Genomic DNA, 26,051 nt, shown 5'->3' on the forward strand with positions numbered 1-26,051 from the left:
CGGAACCCCCTGGCTGGCGGTTACACGCCAGTGTCAACTTGCGGACACTCCGAAACTATCAACGTCCATTGCGGCTGACTTGACACGTACGGGGTGGCATAGTGCAATGGTCTACTAACATCAGGATCCAATGCCGCATACCGCGATTGAAACCAAGCTGGAGCGCGGAGACCGTGCGCTGCTGGTTGCTGCACTTCTGCTGGCGGCAGGCATCACGCTGACGGTCTGGCTTTCCAATCGCAACAGCGCTGCACTTACTTACGCAACGCAACTGCAATTCACCCAACAGGTCGACGCACTGGAGGCGACTGCACAGGCCCGGCTGGAAGCGCCCACCAGCGTACTGCTGGGATTGAATGGCTTGTTTGCCGCGCACGGCAAACCCACTACCAAGTCGCTGCAGGCTTGGGTGCAGGCGCAAGACTTGCCACACACAGCCCGCGGCGTGCGCGGCCTGGGATGGTTGGAGCGCGTACCTCGCGCTGCACTGCCACAGTTTGTCGCAGCCGAACGCGTGGAGCAAGGCGCAGATTTTCAGATCTCAATTCAGGGTGGTGCAGATACGCTGTTCATTCTCAAAACGATCGAGCCCCGGGTTGCCAACGCTGCTTTGTGGGTGCAAGAGGCCAGCGGACAAACCGCCTTGATGGAAGCACTGACCCGGGCGGTAGGGCAGGGTGAAGCCGTGCTGGCACGTAGCATCGCGCCAGCGGATTCGCCATGGGGCAGTGATTTCTTCTACTTCAAGCCGGAGTACCGGGCCAATGCATCCTTTCGCACACTGTCTGAGCGCGAGGCGGCACTGGCGGGCGTCTGGGTTGCGCGACTGGATACGGACACGCTGTTGTCTCCCACACTGGGGCCTGCGCTGGGGGTCATGGACTTTGAGTTGCTGGATAGCCAGGCCGGTGGAGCTTCTGCGTTGGTGTTCTCTTCTGCCAGCGCTGTGGGCAGCAGCCGATGGCAGGCGCGAGACTTCTCCAAGCATGCATTCCATGCACAGAGAACGCTGCTGGTGGCCGGGCACCGTTTCAGCCTGCTGGCGGGAAGCACGCCCGCTTTCGAGGCCGCGCAGGACACATCCAGCACTACGCAGATTGGCGCTACGGGCCTCGCTTTCAGTCTGTTGCTGGCGCTAGCCGCCTGGCTATTGCTAAAGAAGAAGAATTCAGCGTATGGGCAAACGCACACCATGGTGCGCGATCTGGCGCGGCTGACCCGCATCATCAAGGGCACATCGCACGTGGTATTTGTGGGGGATGCTGAGCGCGACATGGTCTGGGTCAACGAGGCCTTTACCCGCCTGACCGGGCTGGATGCGGAGCAGGCCACGGGCCGGCGCATCGACCAGCTGTTCGATCTTGAGATCACCAGTCCCAACATCGTGGCGGCGCTGCGCGGGGCAATGGATCAACGCGAGAGCCTGCGCACCCAGTTGCAACTGCGCACACGCGACGGTGAACTGCGCTGGTTTGATCTGGACCTGCAGGTCGAACACGACCCACAGGGCGGCTACACAGGCTATATCGTCATCGCAGCCGACATCACCGCCCAACGCCAGGCCAACGACCAGGCCGCCGCCGCATTGCGCGAGAACGAAGCGCTGATGGCGGTGATTGACCAGCACTCGCTGGTATCGATTGCCGACTACCGCGGCAATATCACGTACGTGAATGACATGTTCTGCCAGACCAGTGGCTATAGCCGCGAAGAACTGCTGGGCAGCAACCACCGCATCGTCAAGTCTGATCAGCAGGATGGCACGTTCTGGGAGGCCATGTGGAAGACTATTTCCAGTGGCTACACCTGGCGCGCAACGGTATGCAACCGGGCCAAGGACGGCAGCCTCTATTGGGTAGATTCCGCCGTCTCGCCGTTTTTTGACGATGCCGGCAACATCGAAAAATACGTTTCAATCCGCTTCAATGTCACCGCTGCGCGCCAGGCGCAGGAAGAACTGGCCAACGAACGCGAACACCTGAGCGCGATTTTGCTCGGCACCGATGCCGGCACCTGGGAGTGGGATATTCCCAGCGGCGATATCGCGATCAACAGCCGTTGGGCGGAGATCGTGGGTTACACACTGGCCGACCTCGGCAAGGTCACGGTGGACACCTGGGGACAGCTGTGCCATCCGGACGACCTGCTGTTGGCCAAGGAGTTGTTGCACCAGCATTTCAGTGGCACATTGAAGTCCTACTCTTGCGAAATCCGCCTGCGCCACCGCGATGGACACTGGGTATGGGTGCTGTCCAGTGGCAAGGTCAGCGCATGGGTGGCGCAGGGTCAGCCACGCCGGGTATCGGGCATCCAGCTCGACATCACTGTGCAGAAAACCCTGCAGTTCGAGCTGCACCAGAACAACCAGGTCATGCAAAGTATTCTGGCCAATATTCCTGTGGCGCTCAGCGTATTTGACAGCAATCTGCAACTGATCGCGCGCAATGACAAGTTTCTCGAGTTGCTCGAATTTCCATCATGGTTGTTTGAGGGTGCCAGCACCAGCTTCGAGAGTCTGATCCGCTACAACGCATCGCGCGGTGAGTACGGCGCTGGCGATGTGGAACAGGCTATCGAGTACATCATCGAACGCGCGCGAAATACCACGCCCCACCAGTTCGAACGTGTGCGGCCCAATGGCCAGGCGCTGGAAGTGCGCGGTGCGCCGATGCCGGGTGGCGGTTTTATTACCACCTATGCCGACATTTCCGAACGCAAGAAAGCGGAGGCAGAAATCCAGCGCAGTACCGGGCTGCTGCAATCGGTGCTCGATTCAGCATCCGAAGTGTCCGTCATCTCGATAGACATGGGTGCCGTCGTTACGCTATTCAACAAAGGGGCCGAGCGCATGTTTGGCCATGCGGCATCGGACGTGGTTGGACAGCAAACCTTGCTGTATTTCTTTGACCCGGCGGAGCTGAAGACCCGTGGCGTGACCATGTCGGCGCAATTGGGCTACGCGGTGTCAGGCCTGGATGCACTGATCCACGTAAGTGTTTTGGGCAAACGGACTGAATGGAACTATGTGCACAAGGACGGGCACCAATTCTGCGCCGCACTGGTGGTCACCGCAATGACCGACAGCACGGGCAAACGCACCGGCTACCTGGCAGTTAGCCATGACATCACGCAAGAAAAAAACAACGAGCAAGCCTTGCTAATGGCCGTGGAGCTGGCGGAGCAAGCCGCGCTGTCCAAAGGGCAGTTCCTGGCCAATATGAGCCATGAAATCCGCACACCGATGAATGCGGTGCTGGGCATGCTCAAGCTGCTGCAAAACACCGAACTGGACGAACGCCAGCTTGACTACATAACCAAGACCGAAAGCGCAGCCCGCTCGTTGCTGGGACTGCTGAACGACATCCTGGACTATTCGAAGACCGAAGCCGGCAAGATGCGACTGGACCCGCATCCTTTCGCTGTCGATGCACTATTGCACGACCTCTCCGTCATTCTGTCAGCCAACATCGAAGCGCGCGACCTCCAATTGCGATTCGATGTCGACGAACGCTTGCCCGCGATCCTGGTGGGCGACGCGTTGCGGCTGCAACAGATACTGATCAACCTGGGCGGCAATGCGATCAAATTCACGGAGCATGGCGAAGTGGTGGTATCGCTGCAGCAGTTGGCGCGTACCGCCCAAAGCGTGCAGTTGCGCGTCCTTGTCAAAGACAGTGGCATTGGCATTGACCCGGCCAATCAGCAGCATATTTTTTCAGGTTTTTCGCAGGCTGAAGCTTCTACTACACGCCGCTTTGGTGGCAGTGGTCTGGGTTTGTCTATTTGCCGCCGCCTGGTGGAGTTGATGGGCGGTGAGCTGAAGCTGGAAAGCGCGCTGGGTCAGGGTAGCCGGTTCTATTTTGATATCACGTTACCTTTGGCCAGCGAGGCGGAGATCGCCAGCATGGACTTGCCCCATACGCCAAAGCCTGCCGACACGACGGCGGGCAAACGCCGTGCCAGATCCAAGGCTGCCCCACCCAAAGCTGCAGGCCCACAACGACTGGCTGGCCTGCGCTTGCTGGTGGTGGATGACAACCTGATCAACCAACAGGTTGCCATGGAATTGCTGGGCGGCGAAGGCGCGCTGATCACGCTGGCAGGCAATGGACAGCTAGGCGTGGATGCAGTCGCTGCGGCTGACCCGCCTTTCGACGTCGTGTTGATGGACGTGCAAATGCCGGTCATGGACGGCTACACCGCGGCGCGCACGATACGCTCGGAGTTGGGCCTGGTCGATTTGCCCATCATCGCTATCACGGCCAATGCGATGGCATCAGACCGGGAAGCCTGTATCGCGGCCGGCATGGATGACCACATCGGCAAGCCCTTTGACCTGCCCCAACTGGTTGCCATGTTGCAGCGGTATACAGGCCGCGGCGGGCCTTCCACAATAGCAAAAATTGCGTCTGCAAATGCGCCTGTTGATGCAGGCGCACACGATGTCGCGGGTGCATTGGAGCGCCTGGGTGGTAACGTTGCGCTCTACCGGCAAATACTGCAGGCCTTTCTGGTAGAAATTGCGGGGGTGCCATCCCAACTCGATGCGCAACTCAGGAATCAGGACTACATCGGCGCGACACGCCTGATGCACACAACCAAAGGTCTGTCGCTGACGCTGGGTGCGCAATATCTGGCGCAAGTCTGCAAAGAGGCAGAGCAAACCCTGAAAACCGCGCCTGACAATCCGGGCCTGCTATCGCTGGTGGCGCAGGCGGTTGAAAGCACCGCGGCGGAGTTGCGGGCGGTGCAATCCTCGCTGGTCCTGAAGTCGCAAACGGACGTACCACCGTTCCCAACAACATCCGACGAACCCGGGTTGCGTGAGGGCCTGCGGACCTTGCGCTTGCTGCTACGCGACTCGGACCTGCATGCGCTGGAGGTCTTTGCCCGGCTTCATCACCAGCCGTTGCACGGGGACACCGCTAGCTGGGCTGCCCTGCAATCTGCGATGATGGCGCTCGACTTTACGCAGGCGCTCGCGCACTGCGACACCTTGATCCAATCCTACGGCTAAGTGATGATTTCCCCTGACTCCACTGCGGCGGCCATGCTGGACAGCACCCATGGCAAACCCAAGTTGCTGGTGGTGGATGACCAGCCCATCAACATCCAGGTCATGTACCAGGCATTTGCCGGGGACTACCAGGTGTTCATGGCGACGAGTGGCGAACAGGCGCTGGCTATATGCCGGGACAACCCCCCAGATCTGGTGCTGCTGGACGTGGTAATGCCCGGTATCGACGGCTTCGAAGTCTGCCGCCAGCTCAAGGCACATGAATCCACGCGCCATATCCCCATCATTTTTGTAACCGCCCACACCGATGCGGCCCAGGAAACGCATGGTCTGAGTCTGGGTGCAGTGGATTTCATTGCCAAGCCGATCAACCCGGCTGTAGTGCGCGCTCGCGTAAACACACAGCTCACGCTGAAATTCCAGTCTGACCTGTTGCGCAAACTGGTGTTTCTGGATGGATTGACTGGCGTATTCAACCGGCGCTATTTCGACCAGCAACTGAGCACCGAGTGGGCCCGCTCAGCGCGCAGCGGCTCTCCGCTGTCGATCATGTTGCTGGATGTGGATTTCTTCAAAAACTTCAATGACCGCTATGGTCACCAGGCAGGCGACGACTGCCTGCGCATGATTGCGGCAACACTCAAATCCGCGCTCAAACGTCCCGCCGATCTGGTGGCGCGCTATGGCGGGGAAGAGTTTGCCTGCATCCTGCCGGACACCTCGTTCGACGATGCGATGGTACTGGCGGCCGAACTGGAGGGACAGGTGCGCAAACTGGGCATCGCGCATGAGAGCTCCGACGTTGCCAAGATAGTCACCATCAGCATAGGCGTGACCTCCAACGGTGGCACTGCACCCCATCAGGATGGTGGGCTGCAGCTACTCAAACTCGCGGACGAGCAGCTGTACCAAGCCAAGCACACCGGACGTGGCCGCATCTGCGGCGAACCCCTGTCGGTCGTCTAGCTTTAGGCGCGACGCGCCAGAATCTCGAACGCCGGCAAGGTCTTTCCTTCCAGAACCTCCAGAAAAGCGCCGCCGCCCGTGGAGATGTAACCCACTTTGTCCTCAATACCGTATTTGGCAATCGCTGCCAGCGTGTCACCGCCACCGGCAATGCTGAATGCGCTGCTGTCTGCAATCGCTTGCGCGATCACCTTGGTGCCATTCTCGAAAGCGGCAAATTCAAACACGCCGACCGGGCCGTTCCAGACAATGGTGCCAGCCTTCTTTAGTTGATCAGCCAATACCTGCGCGGTTTGCGGACCAATGTCCAGAATCAGGTCATCGTCTGCCACTTCGGTCGCGGCTTTGATCGTCGCAGGCGCGTCCGCAGCGAAGGTCTTCGCGGTTACGACGTCAGTGGGAATCGGCACTGCCGCACCTCGCGCCTTCATGGCTTCGATCACGGCCGTGGCCTCCGCCAGCAAATCGGGCTCCGCCAGGCTTTTGCCAATCTTCAGGCCGGCGGCCAGCATGAAAGTGTTGGCGATACCGCCACCCACGATCAATTGGTCCACATTGGCGGCCAGGCTCTTCAGAATGGTGAGCTTGGTGGAGACTTTGGAGCCTGCAACGATGGCTACCAGTGGGCGCTTGGGGCTTAGCAAGGCTTTGGAGATTGCGTCCATTTCAGCGGCCAGCAATGGGCCCGCGCAGGCGACAGGCGCGAACTGGGCAATGCCGTAGGTGGAAGCTTCTGCACGGTGTGCCGTACCAAAAGCGTCGTGCACAAAGATGTCGCACAGCGCTGCCATCTTGCGGGCCAAAGCCTCGTCGTTTTTCTTTTCGCCTTTGTTGACGCGGCAGTTTTCCAGCATGACCAGCTGGCCGGGCTTCACATCGACGCCCTCGGTCCAGTTGGCCAGCACGGGAATGTCGCGCTCCATCAACTCACCCATGCGCTTGGCCACAGGTGCGAGCGAATCTGCAGGTGTGAAGGCGCCTTCGGTAGGACGGCCCAAGTGGGACGTCACCATCACCGCAGCACCTGCGTCCAGCGCCATCTGGATGCACGGCACACTGGCGCGAACCCGGGTGTCCTCGGTGATACGGCCGGCATCGTCCTGCGGAACGTTGAGATCAGCACGGATGAAAACACGTTTGCCGCTCACTTTGCCAGCAGCGCACAAATCAGAAAAACGAATCACGTTCATGGGGCACCCTTGTTTGGAACTCTGCGAATTGTAGAAGCGCCGTTCACCTTCACTTACGTACCTGCGTCGTTCCGAGCCATGAATGGCGCTACCAGCCAAGTCCCAGGTGCAGCGGCAGATAAACGAGCATGCCCACAACGATAGTGCCCAACACTGCCTGCCCACGCCCCTTGGTTGCGAAGTAGTAGCCAGCGCCAGAGACGAAGGCAAACAGCCGTGCATCCTGCCAGGTCGCAATGAGGTGCCCTTGCGCCATCACCACTTCTGGCAACACCACAGCGGAAAGCGCAGCAATCGGCGCGTATTGGAGGCCGCGCTGCGCCCAGTGCGGCAAATGCCAGGGTTTGCTGCTGAGGAAGAACAGGCAGCGCGTGAGCACGGTCACCAGTGCCAGCCCGACAATCACCCCCAAGGTCCAGCCGTCGGTCTGGTTCATGGCTGTGCCTCAGGACTCGTGGGCGGAGGCGATTTGAACTGCTCCAGCACCAGACACAGGGCCACGGCCGCAGCAATCGCCACCACAATATTGAGCTTGAATGGCAGCGCGAATGCAGCGACCGCCGCCATCGCCGCAATGCCCGCAGACACCCGGCGCAAGTTGCTGGTTGCCAATGAACAGCCCACACCCACCAGCGCCAGAATGCCCGCAAATCCCAGCCCCCAGCTCGCCGGAATGGAGTGCGCCAGCGCGATGCCCAACAGGCTCATGGTCTGCCAGCTCAGCCAATTGAACATGCTGCCGCCATTGAGGTAGGCCAGCTCGGCAGTGCGGCCCGCGTCATCCGTGGCTGGATGCTTGAAGGCTTTGGTGAACAGCACGTAACTCATGTCCGTGGTGAGGTAGCCGTTCAGGATCCGCCAACGCAGCGGCAAATGCATCAAATAGGCGCGCAGATGGGCACTGAACACCACAAAACGCAGATTGACGCAAAAAGCTGTGGCCAGAATCACCCACACTGGCGCACCGGCCGCAATCAGCGGCATGGCCGCCAGCTGCGAGCTGCCCGCAAAGACCAGCAGGCTCATCGCCACTGCCTCAAACGCGCTCATGCCCGAATTGACCATGGCCACACCGGTCATCAGCCCCCACGCCGCCAATCCAGGCGACACCGCAGCCATTTCACGGATTCCGCGACGGAACTCCGGATGCTGCCACCAGTCCCGCCAACTGCGCATCAGACGAACACCTGTCCCGGCTGCAGCGGATGGCCACGCAGGAACTCCGCCACCGGCAGGCGCTTGCCGCCGGGGCGCTGCAACTCTGTCAGGTTCACTATCGAATTCAAAGCTGCTACCGCAATGCACTCGGGCGCTACAGCCAGTATTTGCCCGCAATCTGCAGCACTGCCCGATGCACCCGCGTGGGCGCCCCAGACTTTCAATACTTCACCATCCAGCGTGGTGGTGGCGATCGGAAACGGGTTGAACGCGCGTACGCGACGCACAATGGATTGCGCATCCTGCTGCCAGTCGATAGCGGCTTCGTGCTTTTCGATCTTGTGGGCGTAAGTCACCCCTTCTGTTGGCTGCTTTTGAGGTTGCAGACGGCCTGCCTGAGCCCTTTCCAGGGCTTGGACAATCAGCTCCGCGCCCAGCGCAGCGACTTTGTCGTGCAGACTGCCGGTGGTGTCGTCTGCCGCAATCGGAATGCGGCTTTCCAGCAGCATGTCCCCCGTGTCCAGTCCCGCGTCCATTTGCATGATGGTGACCCCGGTCTCGGTGTCGCCCGCCTCAATGGCGCGATGGATGGGCGCCGCGCCGCGCCAACGCGGCAAGAGCGATCCGTGGATATTCAGACACCCCAAATGTGGCGCATCCAACACCCACTGCGGCAGGATTAATCCGTAAGCCGCGACCACCATCAAATCGGCATCGGCACCTTCAATCGCCTGTGCAGCAGCAGCAGCGTCTTCGGGGTATTTGCCATCCAGGCGCAAACTGCGTGGTTGGGCGACCGGAATGCCATGGGCCAACGCAAATTGCTTGACTGCTGAAGCTTGCAGCTTCATGCCGCGTCCGGCAGGGCGGTCCGGCTGCGTCAGTACCAGTGCAATCGTATGGCCGACGGCGTGCAGCTTCTCCAGCGCAATCCGGGCAAATTCCGGCGTACCGGCAAAAATGAGTTTCAAGCGCTAAACCCCTGGTACAAGCGCCTAGCGCTCTTCCTCGCGCTGCGCCTTGAGCATCTTGGTCTTGATGCGGTTGCGCTTGAGCGGCGACAGGTATTCAACAAATACCTTGCCCATCAGGTGGTCCATCTCGTGCTGGATGCAAACGGCCAGCAGGCCGTCGGCCTCCACCGTGCGCTTCTTGCCGTTTTCATCCAGAGCAGACACATGCACTGCGTCAAAGCGCTCGACGCCGTCGTAAATGCCAGGCACCGACAGACAGCCTTCTTCGTTAAGGTGCTTGGTCGGACTGGTCCACACCAGTTCCGGGTTGATCAGCACCAGCGCCCCATCACGCTCCTCGGACACATCGATGACGATGAGGCGCTCGTGCACGTCCACTTGCGTGGCGGCCAGACCAATTCCCTTGGCCTCGTACATGGTTTCCAGCATGTCATTGGCCAAGGTCTGGATGCGTGCGTCAACCTCGGTGACCGGTTTGGCCACCTTGTGCAGGCGCGGATTGGGATAGCAAAGAATCGGAAGTAGAGCCATGAGAACGGGGGAAGCAATACAGGCCCCGCGGGCTTCTGGCCAGCGTCGGGGCATGTACAAGTTTTAACGATGTCGGTATTTTCGCCACTTTTCGCACTTCTCGCACGCCTTGAATGGTAAAAACGTTGCCGAATCAAGGGCTTGAGCGCAGAATCGCGCGTAACTTATCAAGTTTCCTTAGCAATGCGGCACGATATGAAGACACATCTCATGGCAAGAACCCACGTGGCCTTAGCCACCCTGAGCGCACTGGCAGGCACACTGCTGGTGGCTCCTGCTTGGGCGCAGAACTTCCCCATCACTGCTGAAAACCGTGCGGTTGCCAATGAAGTTGCGCAAAAAGGCGTGCCATTGAGCGAGATTGCAGCCAATGCGCCCGACCGTTACACCATCAAAAAGGGCGACACCCTGTGGGCCATTTCCAGGATGTACCTGAAAAGCCCATGGCGCTGGCCTGAGCTGTGGGGCATGAATCTCAATGAGATCAAGAACCCGCACATGATCTACCCCGGCCAGGTGCTCATCCTGGAACGCAAGAATGGCCTTGCCACCCTGCGTGTGGAAGGCGCTGGTGGTGCTGGATCCGATGAGCCGGGAGGCACCGTGCGTGTCTCTCCCCGCACCCGCTATGAATCACTGGGCGACGCCGCGTTACCGACCTTGCGTTCCAGCATGATTGAGGCCTTTTTGGCTGAACCAGTGATCGTCGATGAGGGCGAATTCAAAAATGCCGCGCGCATCGTTGCAACGCAGCAGGGCCGCGTGTTGCTCACCCGGGGTGACCGCGCCTATGCCCGTGGCCCAAGCGGCTCACCCATGCTGGATGACCAGGCACGCGAAAAAATGTACCGCGTATTCCGTACCGCTACCCCGCTGAAAGATCCGGTGACCGGCGAAGTACTGGGCTACGAAGCCATGTACGTGGGTAAAGCCAAAATGATTCGCAGCGAAGGTACTGCCGAAGTCGAGGAATCCAGCGGCAAGACGGTGACTGCCGTTGTTCCCGCAACTATCGACATCGTGGCTGCCAAAGAGGAAATGCGTGAAGGTGACCGACTGCTGCCTGAGCCGCCTCGTCAGATGCAGACCTATACGCCCCACGCACCCGACAGCAAGATGACGGCGCAGATTGTGTCGGTGTATGGCAGCGCAGTCGTTAACGCCGGACAAAACCAAGTGGTAGCCATCAACCGCGGGAAAAATGACGGCATAGAGCCTGGCCACGTGATGGCTATCCAGAAAGACGGCGCCCGCGTCATCGACAAACAGGATCCGTCACGCCCCCTGATGAAGCTGCCGAACGAGCGCAATGGCCTGCTGATGGTGTTCCGCACGTTTGATCGGCTGTCGTATGCGCTGGTGATGGAAATCACCGACGGCGTACAGGTGGGCGACCGCCTGATCAGCCCACGCCGTTAAGGTCTCTGGCCTTGCGGCCTAACACCCGGGCAGAATGATAGAGCGCACGGAGCTTGCCGCCTGGCTCAGGCTGGACCAGACGCCCGGCATTGGCCATGTGACTGCACGCAGGTTGCTGGTGGCGTTCGGATTGCCCGAAGCGGTGTTCACCCAATCTGCGCAAGCACTGGAACAAGTCGTCAGCACCAAGCAGGCCGAAGCACTTTCCACCATCCCCGAAACCCTGCCAGCCTTGCTGGACGCTTCCTGGGCTTGGCTGCAAGCGGACCTTCTTCAACGGCGCATCCTGACGCCAGGCGACGGCCAATACCCTGCCAGCTTGCTTGAAATGGACGACCCTCCCTTGCTGCTTTATGGCATGGGCGCCGAGTCGGTTTGGCGCACCGATGTATTGCAGCGCCTCCATACACAGGGTCTGGCGATTGTCGGCAGTCGAAACCCGACGCCCCAAGGCTTGGCCAACGCCCAACAATTTGCCCAGGCACTGGCCGAGGCCGGCCTGACCATTGTGTCCGGACTCGCCTTGGGCGTGGATGGCGCAGCCCACGAAGGCGCGCTGCAAGGTGCGGCCGAAGGGCAATTGGCCACTATTGCTGTCGTCGGCACGGGGCTGGACCGTGTGTACCCCGCACAGCACCGCAGGCTGGCCCACCGCATCTGCGCGCAAGGCCTGATCCTTAGCGAATATCCGTTGGGCACACCGCCGCTGTCCCCCAATTTCCCACAGCGCAACCGCATCATCTCGGGCCTGTCGCGCGGCACGCTCGTCGTAGAAGCCGCGCTGAAATCAGGCTCGCTGATCACAGCGCGACTGGCCAGCGAACAAGGATTATCACTGCTAAAAATGCTTATCTATGCTGTTTACCGTCTGATAGGCGGAGATCTCAGGCTTAGGAAAAATTAAGCCTCCCAGCGAATTGGCTTATTTATGTAGCCCGATGCGTTTTGCCGTTAACTGCATTTCCAGAGTCTTCAATCTCCGTTTGAGTGTTGTATTTTGCTTTTGCAAGGCGGCCACTTCTGCTTCTAAGAGGATGGCAAGCGAACTGACGCGTTCAAGATCACTTTCCTTGTTCGAGGCTGAGTCCACTGCCTTTGGTTGCGCAGCAGTCAGCCGGTTGTGCTGTTCAAAAAGTGAGAGCAAGTCGGAGTTGCGAGCCGCATGAAGCGGCACGGTACTTTTTAAACCAGCAAGACGACAAAACTCAATTTTTGTCCAAATCTCATCTCCACGTTCGTGGACTAATTTTTTATACGCAGACTCTAGAGCTGTGCGAGATTCAGAAACAGCCCTTTCTTGGCGCTGCCGCAAGCCAGAAATGCTTCCTCGAGGTAGCGATCTTCCATTTGTATTCATAAAGTTGGGGGACTTCTCAATTTGATTGAGGATCCTCCGCTGCTTGATCGAGCAGCTTGCGTAGAGTCAGTTGCTGTGTTTTTAAATGTGCTCGTTTTGCTGGCTGCTTGGCAAAAATCTTAAGGAGGCGCTCATTCTCACCGCTCATGAATTGCAGTGTCTTGACGGCCTCTTGGGCCTTTAGGATCGAGTTCCCGCATTCGGCCGGTCTACAGCTGACCTTTTCGCCTCCACACAGGGCTCGGTCGGGGCGATAGAGGCAAAGGCCAAGGCCAACTTGGTCTATGAGCGCGCGCCTTGGCAGAGCTTTGAGAAACACATCTTTTTCAGTTCGAGTTAGCCCCACATATCGCCTGCGCACTTCGTCAAACTCTATCGCGCCTCCTCCAATTAGCGTATCTCCGCTCTCTAGCAGCTCAACGTATTGATCACGACTCCAATTTTCCTTTTCCTCAGCCAAATACTCCCGAATACCAGGTGCGCCATACTGCATCGCCAGCGCTGGGTCTCGGTGCTTCAATTGGGACTGCAACTCCAGTAGTCCAAAGCCTCCTCGCGTTGTCACTCGGGCAAAGGTTCTTCGCATCTCCATTGCCTTTATACGTCCACCGACCTCCGACAAGTCAATTCGATAGTACTTTGCAAGTTTATTGAGCCCCTCAACGAACGTTGAAGAACTTAGCATGCGACCCTGAGCAGATGGCCTTTGACAAAAGTTTGTTCGAAACAGGAATGGAGACTCCTTGTTAGCAACTTGCTCGTTTATCGAAGCCAAGCTACCAATCGCATGGTGCACCATTGGAATCGTTTGCCACTCTTCGCCCTTAGGAATGGGTTGCCACTTGCGCAACGTGGCTGTGACGAAATAGCCGTGGATTTCGTGGTCGCGATATCGCTCAATACGCTCGCTGCAAGAATCCTTCACAGACTCGGGAATCGATAGCAGTTCACTGCAACGCATTCCGGTGAAACATCCAGTCAAAAGTGCGACGCTACTTCGAAGGCGGTCATATCCGCCTTTTAAAACCCGGGGCGATTCTCCTTCAGCGTAACGACGGAGTAGATCAGGTGCACGTTCAACCTCCATCATGGACTGTTGTACGAGCGCACCCAACAATTCATCTGACCAAGGTTGGGTAGCGAGTTCGCCCCTTGGTTTTATTACCTTTGCGTTTTTGCGAACCCAGCGCCCGAAGCCGCCATCCTGCGCCCACGGGAGGAAGCTCAATCGATCAACAAGCTTTGTATTTTGTATGCGAAGCCATTCGATAGCGTGCAATCTTGCCCGCAAAGTTCTGTCGGATATCGGTCGATTTGAATGGCCTTTTATTGGCAGCTTCCGAAAGAAGTCGAGCATGTCTGAAAACTGCCCTTCGTCGATGTCGGCAACCTTTGAAAAGCCGTTAAATGCAAGATACCAGTACAGATTGCCAATCCCGTGACCTCTGTTCAGCCCTTTAACTATGGTGCCCAAGCCAAGTTTCGAACTTGGAGGGTCAAAGAGCAGGGAATACGCGAGACACTTCAACGAGTCCACTAGCCCTGGGAATTTGCCGTCGGTTAGGCGAACATTAGGTTCAACTTCAATGGAAAAATTGATACATACATCTCTCTTGCATCGAGTGGGGTTTTCCATTGAAAAGTCCCATGCGTCGTCCCCAAACAGTGATGACTTGGACACCCTCACCCCTTGCCTTTGAAATTGATTGAGCCGCCAAATCAGCGCGGACACCGTAACGATTTCGCCGCCTTGCTCGTGCGGCGGCGCTCTTGGTAGGTCTATTGGTTTCACTTCGCGCATCTGTATTCCGCGGGCGGATTATTCGAAGCTTCCAGCGTTAGCTTTTCGACAAGCTTCTGGTCATATTTCGGGAGTATGTGCTTTGCATACATATACATTGCCTCTCCGACCATTTGTTCGAATTCAGCACCAGCAATCGCTCCGGATCTCAACTTCTCTGAGTAGTAGTTCACCTTTGCGAAGTGCCTTGTGATATCGCTCGTGGTCACCACCAAATTTGCACAGTGCAAGCAAGCATCCTGCAGCGAACAGGGCTTTCCCTTTATTTGGCCGTGAAATGGGGAGTTTCGGATGTCTCGGCAATGTGCACTCGTTGTTTCTACTAGCGCCTCCCCGTGATCAGTCTTTCCATCGCGCGTCTCGCGTAGATACATTCTTGATGCTGCTTGCCCGCTTATAGCCCCGATGAATGCAGCTTCAATATGAAGGCCGCGGTGAAATGTAAGACGCCCCACTGGCAGCTTTCCAACGTAGTCAACCGTGGTCTCCGCGCGTGTGTGACCAAGCAGAGATTGGACATACTGAAGTGACCCAGTCCGTTCATACTCGTCGCTTGCAATCGCTGGGCGAAAGTTAGGCGCGGCATGAAGCGGCAGCTCCGCTGTGCCACCTTCATGACGTACTAGCCCCTTCGACTTGAACCATCTCGCGATTGCCCGAGCAAATGTGCCTGGGAAAATGGCAAAAGAGTTTCTACTTCTGCCATTGGTTAGAAAGAGATTTGTGTTTCCATCTCTGCGATGCGGTTTTGTAATTTCGATTAGGTCACGCACGATATTCGCTGGCGCCAACAAGGTGCGCCCGTTCGCAGGAATTGACAAGCCAGCTTTGTTAGCTCGAATCTTTGTCCATAGAATGGATTCGCGTTCTCCCCCCAACGGATCAGTTACCAGGCAATCGATTTGCAAGCGTTGAATGACCACAGGATTGAGCGCAGTAGATAGAAGGAGTCCAACGTAATATGGGCTCAAGTCATGAATCGTCAACCGCCGCTGGATGCCGAGAATTTTCCAGAGCTTTCCAAAGCCATCGTGGTGTTCACGGAGTGCAACAAAGAGTTTATTGTGCGTCTTGCGTAGTTCTGAACCTGCAAGTACTTGGCATCCGCACTCGTTCTCCCACACCCAAATTAAATATTCTGGTTTTTTCCATTTTGTGGTGTATTTAATGGGGGAGTCTTTACCTATGTACCGCGGCTTGTACCCGGCTCCCGCTCCAATTTCGTCGTAGAACGCTTGAAGTCGTTTCGCAGCACCCTTAATTGTTGGTTTTGTTTTATCGAATTTCCAGTAGCCGTATAGGAAAGAGTACGCGCCTTTCTTTCCCTTGATTTCTTCAATCGATAGCAGCTTGCACTGGCAGTTGTTCTCCCACCACCATCGTCGAACTTCTGCGTTCGCAAATTTGGATCCAGCTAGATTGCCGCCCGCTCTCTGCGGAGCGACATCTTCAAGCGGCGGTGGTTTTCCTAAGTATCGTGGGACATATGTCGCCTTCAATTTGCGATTGCTCGCTTGAATGTCCGCGATGACGTGAGTTGCAATGTCCTTCAATTCTTTTTTTGAATATCCTTTTTTCGGGCTTTGGGGATTGCGGTCATTTGAGTGGGGAAACATGAATTGCGGAATCATCAGATCATTTGATGCCCATGCCTGACCAGTCCATTGTTGAAGTAGCGGGACAAGGTGACGATACGTTGTGGATGCTGTTCGATAGCTAAGACCAGACTTTTCCTTCAACCAAACTGCGTACTCCCTCAGAAAGCTAGCCGATATGTCACATGCATTCCTTGGACGGAAGTGCCGGGCAATGCTGTTCACAAATATTTGAAGCTTTCGTAGCGATGCCCCACTTGCGCTTCTGGATAAGTGACCGACAGCGTGCGCCCTTCTTACTATTGACCATGCAAATGCACGTGCAATAGGTAGGAATTGCTCGTCGAAGTCTGTGTAGTCATACGTATAGGTCTTATGGGTGTTCTTGCAAGTAAGCGAGAATCGCAATGGCACGGCGTCAGGATGGTCGAGCCAAGCAAAATCCAAGGCCTCACTCATGCAAGCTTTCGGGCTCTAAACCTCTAAGAAAATTGTGGTAGCTGTCGGCCTGATCTGAAAGGACCGCAATGCCTACGTATCCGACTGTCGTTCTTGCGTGCGAATGCCCCATCAATTTTTGAAGTCTGACCAAGTCTCTATTCTCTAAATAGTGATACGTTCCGTATGTATGTCGAAGGCTGTGCGGAACCACTCGCATTCCAATGCGCGCGGAAACTTTTCTAAACACTTGCTGGATATACCCAGCAGTTAGTCCTTCCCCGTGTCGGCCGATAAAGACCTCCTTAGGGCATTTACGTGATCGATATTTTTCGAGAATTTGTTCTCGCTCCAGATCTACATAGGTAAGTATTTCTCGCAATGTGTCAGGGGTGATGGAAATGAATCTGCGCTTTAGACCCTTTCCAACGATTGCAGCAAGCGAGTTCGTTGGATGGTAGGCATTCAGTGGAAGACTTTCCATTTGAAAATGCGCGACTTCCGACACTCTGAGCCCAGATTCAAACATCAGCCTTGCAATGAGCTCATTGCGTTTTCCGTTGCCACCAGAGATTTCTGTGGAGGAGATTGCACAGGTGAATTTGTGTGCATCCGCTTTCTGGACAAATTTGATGGGCACATTTATTGGCGCGTCGAGGATCCCCAATCTCGTTAGTGCGCTTCGGAGAAGCGCACTAACTTTTTGAGTTGACTGGTTTGCCCCCGAAAGCCCAGGTTCATTTTTCGCTATCCAGTCGCAATAGGCGCGCGCGGTTGTAAGTGCTGAGATGCTCGAGGTTGGCTTGAGATTCCTTCGCGCCGCGAGGTGATGTGCATATTGTGCGAGTTGATCTTGAGTGATCCGTGACATGTCGTATGACTGCCTCTCCATCCACCGAGTTAAATTCACGAGACTAGATGTGTATGTCCTTATTGAATTTCTGCTCCAGACAAGGCAGCTATCGAGCAAGTATTGGTTTACAGGTCTTACTGGAATTCCGTGGCAATCAACGATCAAACGCATTTTCCCAAAATGTCTCAAGCTTTTGAGACGACTCTTTGCGAAATCGACAACGACGGTTCGAGCATTTGTTTCCACGCCTCAAATTTGTCACTTCTCTCGGTTTCGCGCAAGATTTCTTTGTGGATATCGTCTTGCACCATCGAGTTCACGCGCTTGTTTGCCAAATACCCGATATCGGAAATTCCATCTGCTCTGACACGTCATTCCAATTTCCGATATCGGATATCTTAAATACAACAGTTATGGACGCCCCTTGAAATCATCCGCCTTCATTGGAAGCAATTCTTCCCTTTTGGATTTCAGGTTTGTACTCAGTGGAGGTTCCGACTTGGCGCCACCAGCCGCCCCAACAAAGGCGCCAGGTTCGCAAACCACCTGCCAATCTGATTGCACACATTCTTTTCCCGCACCTGTGTCCAGATGATCACCTGAATGGCTCCGTCTTCATCGGTTAGAACCCTGATTTAAGCCCTACACTGCAGCCGCGAAGTAATCGAGCGTCAGCACTCAAACGGAAGTGATGAGGTGTTGGGCGGCGCATATGACAGGACACAATTCCTGGTCGAACGGGCGAAGATGATGCAGGAATGGGCGGACTACTTGGACTCGCTTCGAGTTGGCGGGAATGTAGTACCTCTAAAGGTAGCAGTTGCCTAGGCTGGTAGCAGTCTCAGAGTTCGATTACATTTCGTTAAAACAGACGGGGAGGGCATATGTCCAAATTTGAAAATACGAGTTCGGATTTCAACCGACGCTACTCGACAAATGGCACTTCTTTTGGTGGCCTGTTTTCGAGCATTGGCRTGACTATCTCGGACTCCGGCGATTTCACAATATCGAAGTCGTTTCTGGGTTTGCCCACCGTCTTGTATCAAGGGTCCATTTCGGACATTGTGTCTATGGATCTTGTCTCGGCAGCGCGCGCGGAACATGTCTATTTCCACGCACGAATTGAATTCAGAGATGGCCGGGCGTACGAGCTGCCAATGCCCATGTTGGACCTGACCAGTCCTGGTGCATTCGAGGAACTGAGAAATCGCGTCGGCCTGAGAGGCACTTACTCGATGGTCGAGGGCGGTCTGCCTCGTTGGGGCCTTATGACCGCTTCGGGAGCTGCTACAGCCTAGTTGTAGAAGCCTATATGTCTAAGAAGAAGACCTACACAAACACGGTCGTCTTGGTCAAAGGCAGCAATTCGTGCCGCTTTGAAGGGACGCTTGGAGGTATGGATGTTCACGGTACCCTGGGTGAGAACGGCATTGTCAGCAATGTCCAAACTGAAGTCAAAACGGGGCTACTCGAAAGTAATGCGCAAGAGACTGAGCTCTTCAAACGCATGGAAAGCTATCTAGCTAGATCTTTCAACAACGCACGATGGTGATCGTTCCAACCCAAAGATTGGTCGTCAAATTTGACGAATTTTTAATCCGGATAGGGGCACTCAATAGCTGGATTTTCATTGCGGCATTGGCGGCAGTTCCAGTCATAAACTCATTCGCGGTAGATTGGCTAGTTCGACACAATGCGGTCAATGCATTTGCGCCGAATGCAGTTTTTGCTGCCACTGTGCCCATGTCGGCGAAACTGGTTCTCGCGCTGTTGGCCGCACCCCTCATTGAAACTTTCTTGTTTAAGGTTGCGCTCTATCTGTTGCGACGCCTACTGAAGCTCAATACTCTTGTTTCCATTCTCATTTGTGCATTTGCATTTGCACTAGAGCACCCGCACTCAGTTGCCTACGCCTATGCGTCGTTCACCATCGGGATCTGCTTTGCCAGCGTATATGTTGCGAAGTCGTATGAAGGTCAGCACCCGTTCCTGGTGGTAGCCGCTGGGCACGCACTTGGAAATGCCTTCGTCCTTTACAACGTCTATGGAATGGGCATTTTTGGTCGCTAGCCGCGCAGTCTGACAAACAAAGCGCCCGCAACTGCGGGAGCTTGGTGTTCCTCAAGTCCGGTTCTGATGCCCCTTTAGCGGCATGTGGCGAAGCCTAAGCCTGTCGGCCGGAGGCGGTATTCAGACCGTGCTTTCGATTTTCAGGGCTAAAGATATCGTCCCATGATTCGGACCACGAAGTTCCGCGGTGTAAGGTGCCTGCTTCACTGCTTCTTCCTTGAATTCTGGTGAAAACCTCTGTGTACTCACTGACTACCTCCTATGCTCAAATGAAAGGTCAGGTTTGTCTACCGCACCGGGAGCAGTCCACTAACCTTGTCCCAAGGTATAAAGCAGATTAAATTCAAACACAAAAGAAATTTTCAGAGGCAACTGCGATACTGAAGAAGGGGCATGGAACACCGCTTCTTTTTCTTTGGCTAAGACTGTCACACACTAGGAAGCAACGCATCCTTCGCCCGAAACTACGATGATGTTCCTTGAGCATCGAATTCACAAAGCATCGGAGAGGATTCTCGCTGCTCGAGTTTTCTGCGAGAAAGTGCCACTCTCGCCTCTGCGGTCGGCATAACGGTGTATGAGGTAAGTACTAATGAAGTTCGTCGACTTGGATCGGCTCTTTGTACCGCTCAAGCGGGATGCAGATGCAACGCTTGAATGGGGACCGCACTGGGGGAAAAAATATGGAGGATGGTTCGACTGGTCGAGCGTCCTGCAACATTGGCGCGTTGCGCTACTCGCTGAGGCTTTGAGTGGGAAGACGAAAGAACTGGAGCATCGGGCTGAGGCATTGAAACGTGAGGGAAAGCCCGCATTCTTTTTGCGCATCGAAGACCTTATTGACGATACGTTTGAAGCCGCGCTCGATGACGAAGACAAGGCTGCCTTTCACTCTTGGGCCGCCGCTGAAGTTGGCGAAGCATGGTTTTTCCTGGACTCAGTCGATGAGGCTAGGCTAAACGGAAAGAAATTGGTGACAGCGCTTCGAGCCTTCCGCGCGGCAATTTCCGGCGGCAACCTAAATCGCGCGCACATTATCGTTAGCTGCAGAGTCAGTGACTGGAAGGGAAAGGCAGATCGGGATTCACTTCAAAAAGAGCTGCCTTACATCCCACCGACAAAGTCCGACTCAGCAGTCACGGATCCTGACGAGATTCTTTTGTCTCCCATGTTTAACAGGGAGTCCCGAAAAACCGAAACCAAGAGGCCGCAGACCGAAGCCAATACAAGCGAGCTATTGGTTATTCAGTTGGCTCCACTGAATCGCCATCAGCAAGAGCTTATGGCAACTGCCGCCTCGGTACCTAACGCACCGGAATTTCTGCAAGCAATTGTTCGCTCTGGCCTTGAGACAATGAGTGAACGCCCTGGAGATCTCATTGATCTCATTGGTTATTGGATCAAGCATGGAAAGTTCGGCACGCTTGAGGAGATGACAGAAGATGGCGTCAGGCGTAAGTTGCGCGAGGAAGATGTCTATCGACCTCAAGCAGCTACTCTCAGCGAGGAATTCGTCCGCCGAGGTGCCGAACGGATGGCCGCCGCACTGGTCCTCGCAAAGACATTTACCGTCAAAGCGCCCGGGCAAGACGCCGATCACACACTCGCCATCGGAGCGCTGGACTCGCGTGACGTGCTTCCTGATTGGGACCAGGAATCTATCAATGCTCTCCTGCGCACCGGCCTTTTCGCACCAGGTTCTTATGGAAGAATTCGATTTCATCATCGGTCGACGCAGGAGTACTTGGCAGCCTGCTGGCTACGTCGGCTGGTCGAGCAGAACAATTGCCCGATCGCAGAAATTCATCGATTGCTATTTGCCGAACCATATGGAGTTCCCACCGTCGTACCCGCACTTCGCTCGGTAGCCGCATGGTTGTCACTATGGCTTCCGTCAGTGCGTGATCAGGTTATCAAGCGAGAGCCTGCATCACTAATCATCTACGGAGATCCCAAGTCGCTACCCCTCGATTTCCGTGAGAAGCTGCTTAATGTCTATGCAGAGCTTGATGCGAAGGGCGACATCAACGTCAATACGATCGACTATCGTGCCGCCTGGATGTTCTCTTCATCCTCTCTAGCTGGAGCAGTGCGGCGCGCTTGGGAGATGAACGACCGACAAGAGTTCCGGATGCATTTGCTGGAGTTCATCGAAGAGGGAGGCATCAATGAATGCGTTGACCTCGCGCGCAGCATGGCCCTCAACCCTTCTGCAAACCAATGGCATAGACTAGTCGCGGCGCGTACGATGCGAGCTTGCAATGACGCAAAAGGCCTCAAAGCACTTGCTCAGGTCGTTCGCAACGCTCCGGATCGCCTCAGCGCTCAACTGGCTCCACAGTTAGCTGCCCTGCTCTACCCGATTTACCTCACCACCGACGACCTTTTAGACCTCGTAGACCGGTCGGAGTCACCAGAGCCTTACCAGTCAGAAGGTTTCGGCACTCAGCTAGCGTCTCTTCATGCACTGGCTCCAAGTCGCGAGGCACAGCGGACATTTGCATTCGGCGTCGCCGCACTTTGTATGAAAGCTCCCCATGTAGAGCACGGGGAAATCTCACGTCGGCATGTCGAATTGGGAAAAGGGCTTGCCTCTCTAGCAAAGGCCGAGCTAGATAGAAGACCCATTGGAGACGTGGAAGAAGGACTAATCAGTCTATTAACAGCATGCGAGCGATTTGGTAGTGTGCATGACGAAGAGCTAGGTGGAATTGCCGCGCGTGTGCGACAAGACAAGACTCTAAACCGACAGCTGATCTGGGCCGACGCTCTGATAGACAGAAATGGGCGCTCTAGGGAGTCCCCACCGGTAAACATCTGGCAAGTTGGACCGATTACAGGGGTCGCATTTTGGCAAACCGATATGAGCGATCTCGAATGGCTTCAGGAGGATGCACGCCAAATGCCGGAAGTGTACGAGCGCCGCATTGCTTTTAGCGCGATCATTTCTGCTTTGCATAGGGCCGATCTCAGCGAATCGAGGCGGGAGATGCTGGATCAGATTGCTGCAGGTGATCTAGCATTGCAGTCTGATCTCGATGAGTACCGAAAGCCAGCGCCGATTGATCCCTATGACGTAGACGCTCCAGCCCGCAGAGAAAACGCCGCTAAGAAGACTCAAAAAGCCAAGAAGTCGTGGACTGACTTCCGTGACTTCTTGAAGGCGGCACCGGAGATCTTGGACGCTCCCGACTCTGTCAGATCATGGAAGACGGGTCTTCATCGACTCTACGACCTGACCAATTGGATCGAAATGAAGGCGCGCCATGACGGCATCGAAGGGTCTGCCAAGTGGGAAACGCTATCTCTAGCATTTGGCCCAGCAGTGGCGGAGCATTACAGTTCTGCGATGCGATTGACATGGCGCAACGTTTCTCCCGAGCGGCCCAAGCGGGTTGGTGACAACCAGACCACCAGCAAAAAGGACAATGCCCTGGCAGTGAGTGGGTTGGAGCTGGATAGCCTGACGCCTGGCTGGGAGCAGTTACTCTCTGACAATGAAACTGCTCTAGCAATCCGTCACGCATGCTTTTCCGGCACGATTCGATCCGAATGGGTAGACCGTCTCGTCGTAGGGCGCCCGAGCGCAACCCTGCCGGAAATCACTGCTGCTGTAGCGACTGAATACCGATCAAATGGCACATATTCGAATTTGATTGTCAGTGCCACCCACGCTGATACACCGGCCTTTCCGACAATTGCTGCAGAAATCTTCAGGTTATTGCAGAAGTCAGAGCCCACAGACGATGTGACGCTGGATCGTTCGATACAGATTATTCGTAGGGGACTTGTCGGTCTTCCGGAGCCGCGAGTTCGAGCGCTCGTCTTTAAGCGTCTAAAGCTTCATCTTGCAACGGGAAATGAGAAACGTGCTCTCGGGTACCTTAGTGTGCTGGCCGCGATAGATTCCGAGGCACTAGCCAAAATCGCACTACTTGAATTGCAGCAAGGTGACTCAGAATTCGACCAGGATTACAGTGTTCGAGTCTCGCATTGGCTAGGCGAACTTTTTGCTGGTCAAGGTGAGCATGGCGTCGCCACCGTGGCTCTGGCAAGAATGCCGCTCGCTCATATTGCTCAGTTCTTGCGTCTCGCGTACAAGTACATTCCAGCACCTGATTGGACTGCACGTCGCAGGAGTCCCGTCAGGTCGCGGGGCGAAAAGGCCGAGAGCGCTAGGGGCACGCTTTTTAGTGCTGTTGCTGATCGCCCCGGCGCGGAGGCTTTCAACGCGCTCCTGACGCTCAGTGTAGACCCACTATTTTCCGAGAGCTCACTGCGCCTAAGAGAGATCGCACATGCACGGGCTGAAGCTGATTGCGACTTGCCCGCGTGGCTCGCAGTCGAAGTCGCGAAGTTTGAGCAGACACATTCCGCACCAGTTAAAACGGGAGCTCAACTCTTGACCCTTGTTCTGGGCGTGCTTGCCGATATACACGCCTCCTTTACAACCGCCGATGCAACCAGTCAGCAGTTGCTTGCTCGAGCCGAGGATGAGGAAGAAGTCCAAGGATGGCTCGCCGAGCGCCTCAATGAGCGGGCCAGAGGGCGATACGTCGCAACCCGCGAACCTGAAGTCGCAGAACGCAACGAGCCCGACATCATCATTTCCTCGACTTCTGCCGACGTACAAGTGGCGATCGAGGTCAAAAATGGAAACAAGAAATGGACCGTGGTGAAACTTGAAGAGGCTATTCGCGGGCAACTAGTCAAGGACTATCTGCGTCCGGCCAACCGTCGCTATGGCATTCTTGTTGTGTCGCTCCATCGGCACAGAACCTGGCGCGTGGATGGGGATATCTGGGACTTCGTCCGCGTTATTGCTCATCTGCAGAAATTTGCTCAATCGACGAGGGCCAATGCCTCTGGTCCTGTGCAGGCTTTTGTTCATGGGATCGACGCCAGTGCATGACCAGCGCCTATTAAGAGTAAGCGCTCTTTCGTCGACACTGAGAGAGAACTGATGAATCAAAAAGATCGTCCCGATCCCGGAATTGAACTCTCGCTGCGCATAGCTGCACAATTAGGCATCAACTGTAGGTGCGGCGGCATCCCCCATTTGGGGGATTTTCTTGTGCTGTTAGCGCTTTAGTGCTTTAGTGCTTTTGCATCAGCTTTTGTGAACAAAAGCTCTAGATACGCAATTCTCGGAAGTGCTAAATTGGCTCCGGCGCAAGCCCTCCGTCTTTGCCTCCCTGGACGGAGCCCGCAAGGGTTGACCCAGCGCTAGCGCTGGGTCTCTTTTGATTTCAGAAGGCACTGAGCAATTGGACACGGCTATCTACATATGGGTTCGGTAATCTACGATTTTCTCAATGAGAGCTTCCTGTTCGATCCAACACAGATCGCGGAGAGCTACAAGTCAGTTCCGGACTCTCGAATAGTCAATGAGCTATCGCTTTACCGAGAACATTGCCTCAAGTATCTAGATACCTTAAAAGAAGAAATATCTGGCGCATCTTCGAGCCTTCGGCTTTTCGCAGGGGCACAGGCACCCAATCTTCGGATGCTTAAGCAAGCGGCGCTTTATCTTGATGCCGTTGTAATTGCAGACCCGCTATTTCCATATACAGCTACCCAAAGCGATATTTCGAAGGCGCTGTCGGCGTCCTTGACGTTATCTAGCGACGATATGCCCGATCGAAATGGCATCGCAAGGGCGGCGAGGTTGTTGCGGCTATGTCGCCCGATGGTGGCCGTGGATTACGTGCGGGTTTTCCCAGCCAGTCTCTTCAGAGAGTCGCCAACTCAAATTCCAGTCGTATATTCACCCACCGCGTTCAGTGACGTCCTAGCACCTGAGGTTTTTGCTAAGTACAAGGCGGCCGCCAAGGTAGTGAGCATCAAGCAAACCGCAGCAGGGTTGGAATACCAAAATCAGCTCTATCCCTGTCGAGCAATTGCCATCGATTTTGACGCGCCGTCGTCGAGCTCGGGTTATGTGTACACACTGCAAGAAATACTTGGGCTCGATGAAGAAAGTAGAACCGTTCGGTTTGGCTTTTCTCAATCGAGCGTAGCTCCGCCTAAAGAAGAATTCGAGCATTGGGTAAACCAGAGTGTGAACCAAGCCGCAGCAAAGCACTTTAGTGATTTGTCCAAGAATGTGGCTATCTCCTCGATCAGTGGGAGCAGCTTCTTAACTGGGTCGGAGTTCGAGGCGAAGATACTTCGCTCTGAAAATTCCGTCGCTAGCGGGCAGAGTATTCAGTCAAGCACTTTGGATGCCGTGTTTCGCCTGGATCTCCAGTCGTTTGAAGGGCTTTCAATTGAAGACCTTATGACGGCTCGCATGGACACGGAAGCGTTTGCACTGTTCCGGCGAGAACTCGAGAAGCAATTTCGGGATCTTCGAACTGAGCAGGATCCGGCAAGACTTAAAACCAAAACCGAGAACGCAATGCACGAGCTAACTGAAGTTCAGCTCACTCGAGTGGGTCAAGCCATAGCAGGCCTCCGAAAGCGATTGGCAATTGATGCGGTTTTGGTTGGAACTGGATTTGCGGGCACGATCGCATCCTCGGGAGCCGGTCTATTTGCGGGGATCGCCGCTACCGCCATGGGATACAAGCACTTCACCGAATACAGGAAAGCCATTCACGAGAACCCCGCCTACTTTTTGTGGAAGGCGGGATTAAAGCCATAACCATGCCGAGTCATATCCCCCATTTGAATGAAAGGG

General features: G+C 55.4%; 17 protein-coding genes and 1 pseudogene. 9 read left to right on the forward strand and 9 right to left on the reverse strand.

The features are described from left to right. Positions 1-130: 130 nt before the first annotated feature. Both AC1DV6_RS05920 and AC1DV6_RS05925 read left to right on the forward strand, forming a co-directional pair. Positions 131-5,017, forward strand: a complete 4,887-nt coding sequence (locus tag AC1DV6_RS05920; protein ID WP_477976065.1) for a PAS domain S-box protein — start codon at positions 131-133, stop codon at positions 5,015-5,017. A 3-nt stretch (positions 5,018-5,020) separates the two neighbouring features. Then, on the forward strand, positions 5,021-5,983 hold the full coding sequence (locus AC1DV6_RS05925; protein ID WP_477976067.1) for a diguanylate cyclase: 963 nt from the start codon (positions 5,021-5,023) through the stop codon (positions 5,981-5,983). Between the two features lie 2 nt (positions 5,984-5,985). Here the strand turns inward: AC1DV6_RS05925 and AC1DV6_RS05930 are convergent, their stop codons facing one another. The 5 genes from AC1DV6_RS05930 to def form a co-directional block, all read right to left on the reverse strand. Next, entirely contained in the window at positions 5,986-7,173 is a 1,188-nt protein-coding gene (locus AC1DV6_RS05930; protein WP_477976069.1) for a phosphoglycerate kinase, read from the reverse strand. 88 nt (positions 7,174-7,261) lie between these two features. Continuing rightward, positions 7,262-7,609, reverse strand: coding sequence for an AzlD domain-containing protein (locus AC1DV6_RS05935; protein ID WP_477976071.1), 348 nt, complete (start codon positions 7,607-7,609; stop codon positions 7,262-7,264). Further along, a complete protein-coding gene (locus tag AC1DV6_RS05940; RefSeq protein WP_477976073.1) occupies positions 7,606-8,349 on the reverse strand; it encodes an AzlC family ABC transporter permease in 744 nt (247 codons plus the stop codon). The genes AC1DV6_RS05935 and AC1DV6_RS05940 overlap by 4 nt, the downstream gene beginning before the upstream one ends. Further along, positions 8,349-9,302, reverse strand: coding sequence for a methionyl-tRNA formyltransferase (gene fmt, locus AC1DV6_RS05945; RefSeq protein WP_477976076.1), 954 nt, complete (start codon positions 9,300-9,302; stop codon positions 8,349-8,351). The genes AC1DV6_RS05940 and fmt overlap by 1 nt, the downstream gene beginning before the upstream one ends. 24 nt (positions 9,303-9,326) lie before the next feature. Continuing rightward, positions 9,327-9,836 (reverse strand): peptide deformylase, encoded by a 510-nt coding sequence (def, locus tag AC1DV6_RS05950; RefSeq protein ID WP_477976078.1) that lies wholly within the window; start codon positions 9,834-9,836, stop codon positions 9,327-9,329. Between the two features lie 183 nt (positions 9,837-10,019). Here def and AC1DV6_RS05955 point away from each other — a divergent pair, with 183 nt between their 5' ends. Beyond that, a complete protein-coding gene (locus tag AC1DV6_RS05955; protein WP_477976080.1) occupies positions 10,020-11,255 on the forward strand; it encodes a LysM peptidoglycan-binding domain-containing protein in 1,236 nt (411 codons plus the stop codon). A gap of 37 nt (positions 11,256-11,292) precedes the next feature. Further along, a pseudogene (gene dprA / locus AC1DV6_RS05960) lies at positions 11,293-12,084 on the forward strand (DNA-processing protein DprA); the annotation flags it as partial. Positions 12,085-12,177: 93 nt separating this feature from the next. Here the strand turns inward: dprA and AC1DV6_RS05965 are convergent. The 4 genes from AC1DV6_RS05965 to AC1DV6_RS05980 form a co-directional block, all read right to left on the reverse strand. Beyond that, positions 12,178-12,612: a hypothetical protein gene (locus AC1DV6_RS05965; RefSeq protein WP_477976082.1), complete on the reverse strand. Its 435-nt coding sequence runs from the start codon at positions 12,610-12,612 to the stop codon at positions 12,178-12,180. A 16-nt stretch (positions 12,613-12,628) separates the two neighbouring features. Further along, on the reverse strand, positions 12,629-14,413 hold the full coding sequence (locus AC1DV6_RS05970; protein WP_477976084.1) for a hypothetical protein: 1,785 nt from the start codon (positions 14,411-14,413) through the stop codon (positions 12,629-12,631). Beyond that, positions 14,401-16,044, reverse strand: coding sequence for a site-specific integrase (locus AC1DV6_RS05975; RefSeq protein WP_477976086.1), 1,644 nt, complete (start codon positions 16,042-16,044; stop codon positions 14,401-14,403). The genes AC1DV6_RS05970 and AC1DV6_RS05975 overlap by 13 nt, the downstream gene beginning before the upstream one ends. A gap of 415 nt (positions 16,045-16,459) precedes the next feature. After that, positions 16,460-17,317, reverse strand: a complete 858-nt coding sequence (locus AC1DV6_RS05980) for a tyrosine-type recombinase/integrase (RefSeq protein WP_477976088.1) — start codon at positions 17,315-17,317, stop codon at positions 16,460-16,462. 866 nt (positions 17,318-18,183) lie between these two features. On the opposite strand from AC1DV6_RS05980, the gene AC1DV6_RS05985 reads away from it, so the two are divergent. The 5 genes from AC1DV6_RS05985 to AC1DV6_RS06005 all read left to right on the forward strand — a co-directional run bounded on the left by AC1DV6_RS05985 (position 18,184) and on the right by AC1DV6_RS06005 (position 26,015). Further along, positions 18,184-18,597 carry a hypothetical protein gene (locus tag AC1DV6_RS05985; protein ID WP_477976090.1) on the forward strand — a complete coding sequence of 138 codons (414 nt, stop codon included), beginning with the start codon at positions 18,184-18,186 and terminating at the stop codon, positions 18,595-18,597. 14 nt (positions 18,598-18,611) lie between these two features. Then, the gene (locus tag AC1DV6_RS05990) at positions 18,612-18,851 is read left to right on the forward strand and encodes a hypothetical protein (RefSeq protein ID WP_477976092.1); all 240 of its coding nucleotides are present in this window, start codon (positions 18,612-18,614) and stop codon (positions 18,849-18,851) included. Further along, positions 18,845-19,369 (forward strand): CPBP family glutamic-type intramembrane protease, encoded by a 525-nt coding sequence (locus AC1DV6_RS05995; protein WP_477976094.1) that lies wholly within the window; start codon positions 18,845-18,847, stop codon positions 19,367-19,369. Before AC1DV6_RS05990 ends, AC1DV6_RS05995 begins: the two co-directional genes overlap by 7 nt. A 592-nt stretch (positions 19,370-19,961) precedes the next feature. Then, complete coding sequence (locus AC1DV6_RS06000) at positions 19,962-24,281, forward strand: NACHT domain-containing protein (protein ID WP_477976096.1); 4,320 nt, start codon at positions 19,962-19,964, stop codon at positions 24,279-24,281. A 375-nt stretch (positions 24,282-24,656) separates the two neighbouring features. Next, on the forward strand, positions 24,657-26,015 hold the full coding sequence (locus AC1DV6_RS06005) for a hypothetical protein (protein ID WP_477976098.1): 1,359 nt from the start codon (positions 24,657-24,659) through the stop codon (positions 26,013-26,015). The last annotated feature ends 36 nt before the right edge of the window (positions 26,016-26,051 follow it).

It is taken from the genome of Rhodoferax sp. P2_H8_2 (assembly GCF_056403235.1).

Bases quoted from the DNA above. Each gene is read 5' to 3' on its own strand.
- AC1DV6_RS05925 (WP_477976067.1), top strand. From the start codon at position 5,021: ATGATTTCCCCTGACTCCACTGCGGCGGCCATGCTGGACAGCACCCAT.
- AC1DV6_RS05935 (WP_477976071.1), bottom strand. From the start codon at position 7,609: ATGAACCAGACCGACGGCTGGACCTTGGGGGTGATTGTCGGGCTGGCA.
- AC1DV6_RS05930 (WP_477976069.1), bottom strand. From the start codon at position 7,173: ATGAACGTGATTCGTTTTTCTGATTTGTGCGCTGCTGGCAAAGTGAGC.
- AC1DV6_RS06000 (WP_477976096.1), top strand. From the start codon at position 19,962: ATGAAGTTCGTCGACTTGGATCGGCTCTTTGTACCGCTCAAGCGGGAT.
- AC1DV6_RS05980 (WP_477976088.1), bottom strand. From the start codon at position 17,317: ATGTCACGGATCACTCAAGATCAACTCGCACAATATGCACATCACCTC.
- AC1DV6_RS05955 (WP_477976080.1), top strand. From the start codon at position 10,020: ATGCGGCACGATATGAAGACACATCTCATGGCAAGAACCCACGTGGCC.
- def (WP_477976078.1), bottom strand. From the start codon at position 9,836: ATGGCTCTACTTCCGATTCTTTGCTATCCCAATCCGCGCCTGCACAAG.
- AC1DV6_RS05975 (WP_477976086.1), bottom strand. From the start codon at position 16,044: ATGATTCCGCAATTCATGTTTCCCCACTCAAATGACCGCAATCCCCAA.
- AC1DV6_RS05990 (WP_477976092.1), top strand. From the start codon at position 18,612: ATGTCTAAGAAGAAGACCTACACAAACACGGTCGTCTTGGTCAAAGGC.
- AC1DV6_RS05965 (WP_477976082.1), bottom strand. From the start codon at position 12,612: ATGAATACAAATGGAAGATCGCTACCTCGAGGAAGCATTTCTGGCTTG.
- AC1DV6_RS05970 (WP_477976084.1), bottom strand. From the start codon at position 14,413: ATGCGCGAAGTGAAACCAATAGACCTACCAAGAGCGCCGCCGCACGAG.
- AC1DV6_RS05995 (WP_477976094.1), top strand. From the start codon at position 18,845: ATGGTGATCGTTCCAACCCAAAGATTGGTCGTCAAATTTGACGAATTT.
- AC1DV6_RS05920 (WP_477976065.1), top strand. From the start codon at position 131: ATGCCGCATACCGCGATTGAAACCAAGCTGGAGCGCGGAGACCGTGCG.
- AC1DV6_RS06005 (WP_477976098.1), top strand. From the start codon at position 24,657: ATGGGTTCGGTAATCTACGATTTTCTCAATGAGAGCTTCCTGTTCGAT.
- AC1DV6_RS05940 (WP_477976073.1), bottom strand. From the start codon at position 8,349: ATGCGCAGTTGGCGGGACTGGTGGCAGCATCCGGAGTTCCGTCGCGGA.